At 62.8% G+C, this 4,544-nt stretch carries 2 protein-coding genes and 1 pseudogene; 1 reads left to right on the plus strand and 2 read right to left on the minus strand.

The annotated features are described in order from the left end of the window. The first annotated feature begins 2 nt into the window (after positions 1 to 2). Entirely contained in the window at positions 3 to 668 is a 666-nt protein-coding gene (rpe, locus tag L598_RS18440) for a ribulose-phosphate 3-epimerase (protein WP_246658829.1), read from the plus strand. A 12-nt stretch (positions 669 to 680) separates the two neighbouring features. Here the strand turns inward: rpe and polA are convergent, their stop codons facing one another. Then, positions 681 to 3,626, minus strand: coding sequence for a DNA polymerase I (gene polA / locus L598_RS18445; protein ID WP_144865002.1), 2,946 nt, complete (start codon positions 3,624 to 3,626; stop codon positions 681 to 683). Positions 3,627 to 3,942: 316 nt separating this feature from the next. Continuing rightward, positions 3,943 to 4,544 (minus strand): annotated as a pseudogene (locus L598_RS18450) (NADP-dependent phosphogluconate dehydrogenase); the annotation flags it as partial.

A 4,544-nucleotide genomic window follows, 5' to 3' on the forward strand; every position in this document is an offset into this window, starting at 1 on the left:
TCATCGCGCCGTCGATCCTGTCGTCTGACTTCTCGCGCTTGGGCGACGAGGTGGAGGCGGTGGCGACGGCCGGCGCCGACTGGATCCATCTCGATGTCATGGACGGCCATTTCGTCCCCAACATCACCTTCGGCCCGCCGGTCGTGAAAGCGGTCCGCAACCGCACGGACAAGGTCTTCGACTGCCATCTGATGATCGCCCCGGCTGACCCCTATCTTGCCGCCTTTGCCGAAGCCGGCTGCGACATCATCACCGTCCATGCCGAAGCCGGACCGCATCTCGACCGCTCGCTGCAGACGATCAGGAGCCTCGGCAAAAAGGCTGGTGTCTCGCTCAACCCGTCGACGCCGGAAAGCGTCATCGAATATGTGCTCGACCGGCTCGACCTCATCCTGCTGATGACGGTCAATCCGGGCTTCGGGGGCCAGGCCTTCATCCCGGCGGTGGTGGAGAAGATCCGCCGCGTCAAGGCGCTGGTCGGTGAGCGGCCGATCGATATCGAGGTCGATGGCGGCGTCACGCCGGAGACGGCGCCGCAGGTGGTTGCCGCCGGCGCCAATGTGCTGGTCGCCGGCTCCGCCGTCTTCAGGGGCAACGGCCAACACGCATATCAGGCCAATATCGAGGCCTTGCGGCAAGCAGCAGAAGCCGCCCAGCGAGTGGCCTGACCCCCTCCTAGTTCAATGTGCCTCGTCCCAATTGGATGCGGCGCGCGCATCGACCTTGAGCGGCACGGAAAGCGACCGCGCCGGCATTGCGGCGTTCTCCATGACGGCCGTTATCACCGGAATGGCCGCCTCGACCTTGCCTTCCGGTGCCTCGAAGACCAGTTCGTCATGCACCTGCAAAAGCATGCGGACATCGTCCAGACCAGCTTCAAGCAGCGCCTTGTCCATACGGATCATGGCGCGGCGGATGATGTCAGCCGCGGAGCCCTGGATCGGCGCGTTGATGGCCGCACGCTCGTTGAAGGCCCGTATAGACGGGTTGGACGAACGGATCTCGGGATAATGCGCCCGCCGGCCGAAGACCGTTTCCACATAGCCGTTTTCGCGCGCGAAGGCCTTTGTCCGCTCCATATAGTCCCGGATGCCGGGGAATCGTTCGAAGTAGCGCTTGATATAGGCACTTGCTTCCTCGCGAGGGATCGCGAGCTGGTTAGCCAGGCCGAAAGCCGAAATACCGTAGATAATGCCGAAATTGATCGCCTTGGCGCGGCGGCGCACCTCTGCCGGCATGCCTTCCACCGGAACGCCGAATATTTCCGAGGCGGTTATGGCGTGGATGTCCATACCCTCTGCGAAGGCCCGGGTTAGTTCGGGGATATCGGCGACATGGGCCAGTACCCGCAGCTCGATCTGGCTGTAATCAGCCGAGATCAGCTTCGAGCCTTCAGGGGCGATGAAGGCCGTCCTGATCTTGCGGCCTTCGAGCGTGCGGATCGGGATATTCTGCAGGTTCGGCTCCGACGAGGACAGGCGTCCGGTCGTCGTCGAGGCAAGGGCGTAGGATGTGTGGACCCGCTTCGTCTCGGGATGGATGTAGCCCGGCAGCGCATCCGTATAGGTCGATTTCAGCTTCGTGACCTGACGCCAGTCGACGATCTTGCGGGGCAGTTCATGGCCGGCAGCCGCCAGTTCCTCCAGCACCTGGGCAGAAGTCGACCATTGGCCGGACTTCGTCTTGGCGCCGCCCGGCAGGCCCATCTTGCCGAACAGTATGTCGCCCAGTTGTTTGGGTGACCCGATGGTGAAGCGCTCACCGGCGAGCGTGTAGATCTCGTCCTCGATTGCCGCCGCCGTCTGCGCGAAATCGCCGGAAAGACGCGACAGGATCTGGCGGTCGACGGATATGCCGCGATGCTCCATGCGGCCGATGACCGAGACAAGCGGACGTTCGAGGCGCTCATAAACCGTCATCAAGCCCTTGGCGACCAGGCGCGGCTTCATCACACGCCAGAGGCGCAGCGCTATATCGGCGTTTTCGGCCACATAGGCGGTCGCCCGCTCCATGTCGACCATGTCGAAGGTCACCTGATTGCGGCCCGACCCTATGACATCCTTATAGGCGATCGGCACATGGCCCAGCCAGCGCTCGGCCAGCGAGTCCAGGCTGTGCGCCCCAGTGCCCGCATCGAGCACATAGGACATAAGCATGGTGTCGTCGTAGCACTTGATTTCGACGCCGAGCCGATGGAAGAGGAGCCAGCCGAACTTGATATTCTGACCGATCTTCAGCACTGACCTGTCCGCCATCAGCGGCGCGATCGCTGCCAAGGCTTCCTTTTCGTCGATCTGGCCGTCGACGCGCCCGCCGCCAAGCAGGTCGCTCGATCCGTTCTTGTGGGAAAGAGGCACATAGGCTGCCTTTCCGGGCGCAACCGCAAGCGAAAAGCCGCAAAGCTCGGCCTGCATCGGGTCCGGCGAGTTGGTCGCGGGTTCCAAGGCGACGAAGCCGGCTTCATATGCGCCCTCTATCCAGGCATGAAGGGTTGCAAGGTCGCGGATCGCCACATAGCCCTTCCGGTCGAACTTGCTGGCAAGCGCGGCGTCGGCGCGTCGCGCCGCCAGCCTTTGCGGCGTGTTGACCTCTTCCTCCCGTGCGCCGGACGCCGGGGCGACTTCGCCTTCCTCGCCCGGTTTCGTCATGCCTGTCGAAGGCACTTCCAAGTCCGGGCCGTGCGCCGTAGCACCTCTCTCGACCACCACATGCATCGGCTCGATTTCGGCAGCTTCCGTTCCGGTCGCCTCGGCTACGCGGCGCGTCAGAGAGGTGAATTCCATCGCTTTCAGGAAGGCGATGAGCTTTGGCCCGTTCGGTGGCCGCAATTCCAGCTCATCCAGTCCCGTTTCCAGCGGAACATCGTTCTTCAGCCGCACCAGTTCGCGGGAGATGCGCGCATTCTCGGCATTGGCGATGATGGTTTCCCGCCGCTTGTTCTGCTTGATCTCCCCGGCCCGGGCGAGAAGCGTGTCGAGGTCACCATATTCCTCAAGAAGCTGCGCTGCGGTTTTCGGACCGATACCGGGCACGCCCGGCACATTGTCGATGGAATCGCCGGTCAGAGCCTGCAAGTCGATCATTTTTTCCGGCGGCACGCCCCATTTTTCGATGACTTCTGGCTCGCGGATTTCCCTATCTTTCATGGGGTCGTACATGGAGACCGTCGGCCCGACGAGTTGCATCAGATCCTTGTCGGAAGAGATGATCGTCGTGTCGCCACCCGCCTCGCAGGCAAGCCGGGCATAAGTGGCGATCAGATCGTCGGCCTCAAAGCCTTCCATCTCAAGACAGGGCAGATCGAAGGCGCGTGTGGCCTGCCGGATCAGGCCGAATTGCGGGATCAGGTCTTCCGGCGGCTCGGTGCGGTTCGCCTTGTAGGCAGGATAAAGACTGTTGCGGAAGGTCTTGGACGAATAGTCGAAGATGACGGCGAAATGGGTTGGCGTGACGCCGACATCGGTGTTGCGCGCGTCGCGCAGGAGCTTCCATAGCATGTTGCAGAAGCCCGAGACGGCACCGACCGGCAATCCGTCGGATTTTCGCGCCAGCGGCGGCAGTGCGTGATAGGCGCGGAAAATGTAGCCGGAACCGTCTACGAGGAAGAGATGATCGCCTTTTTTCATGGGCTACGGGTAGCGTGCCGTCCGTCTCGTGTCCATGCCAAAGAGGCGCAAAGAGGCCGCTCCTGACAAGCCGTTTTCCGGCGCGCCGGAAGTCACGCGTTTGTTACGAACTTGTAATTTATGTGCCCTTGAATCGCCACTTTCAGCGACCCAAATTACTGGCATCGGCAATTACCGCCGAGTCCGGAAAAAGGCCCGTCCCCCGCCTGTACCGGACAGCATAAGCGGCAGCCTCATCCCCCTCTCCGGGCTGCCGCCTCGTTTCGAGTAAGGCCGCCGTGGTTTCCCCTCCACCACGGCGGCATTTACTTGTCCGCTATTGGCGCTTCCACGGTCCATGAAAAGCGCCTTTCCTGTCGACACGCTCGAAACCATGGGCGCCGAAATAGTCGCGTTGAGCTTGGATCAGGTCAGCCGTTCCACGTGCACGCCGGAAGCCATCGAAATGGCCGAGCGCGGCGCCAAGGGCGGGCGCAGGCAGCGCCGCCTCCGCCGACAGCGCCACGATCCGCCGCAGGGATGGATGGGCCTCCGCCATGGTATGCTGAAAGGCGCGGGTCATGAGCAGGTTGGTGGTGTCGGTGCTTGCCTCGAACGCTGCTGCTATCTCGCCAAGGAACTGCGACCGGATGATGCAGCCGGCTCTCCAGATGCGAGCGACGGTCGCGAGCGGCAGGCTCCAGGAAAATTCCGCCGAGGCAGCGGCCATGACGGAAAAGCCCTGCGCATAGGCAACGATCTTGCCGGCAAGAAGGGCCAGTTCGAGATCGGCGATCGCACCTTCAACCGGCGCCGAAAGGGCGGGCACCGCCACGGCTCCATAAATAGCCTCTGCCGCCTCGCGGTCACTTTTCATGGACGAGAGGCTGCGGGCTGCCACCGCCGCTGCGCTTCGATGACGGACCAGCGGCCGGTACC

The sequence above is a fragment of the Mesorhizobium sp. J18 genome (genome assembly GCF_007829525.1).
In the GTDB taxonomy this organism is placed as follows: Bacteria; Pseudomonadota; Alphaproteobacteria; order Rhizobiales; family Rhizobiaceae; genus VLJP01.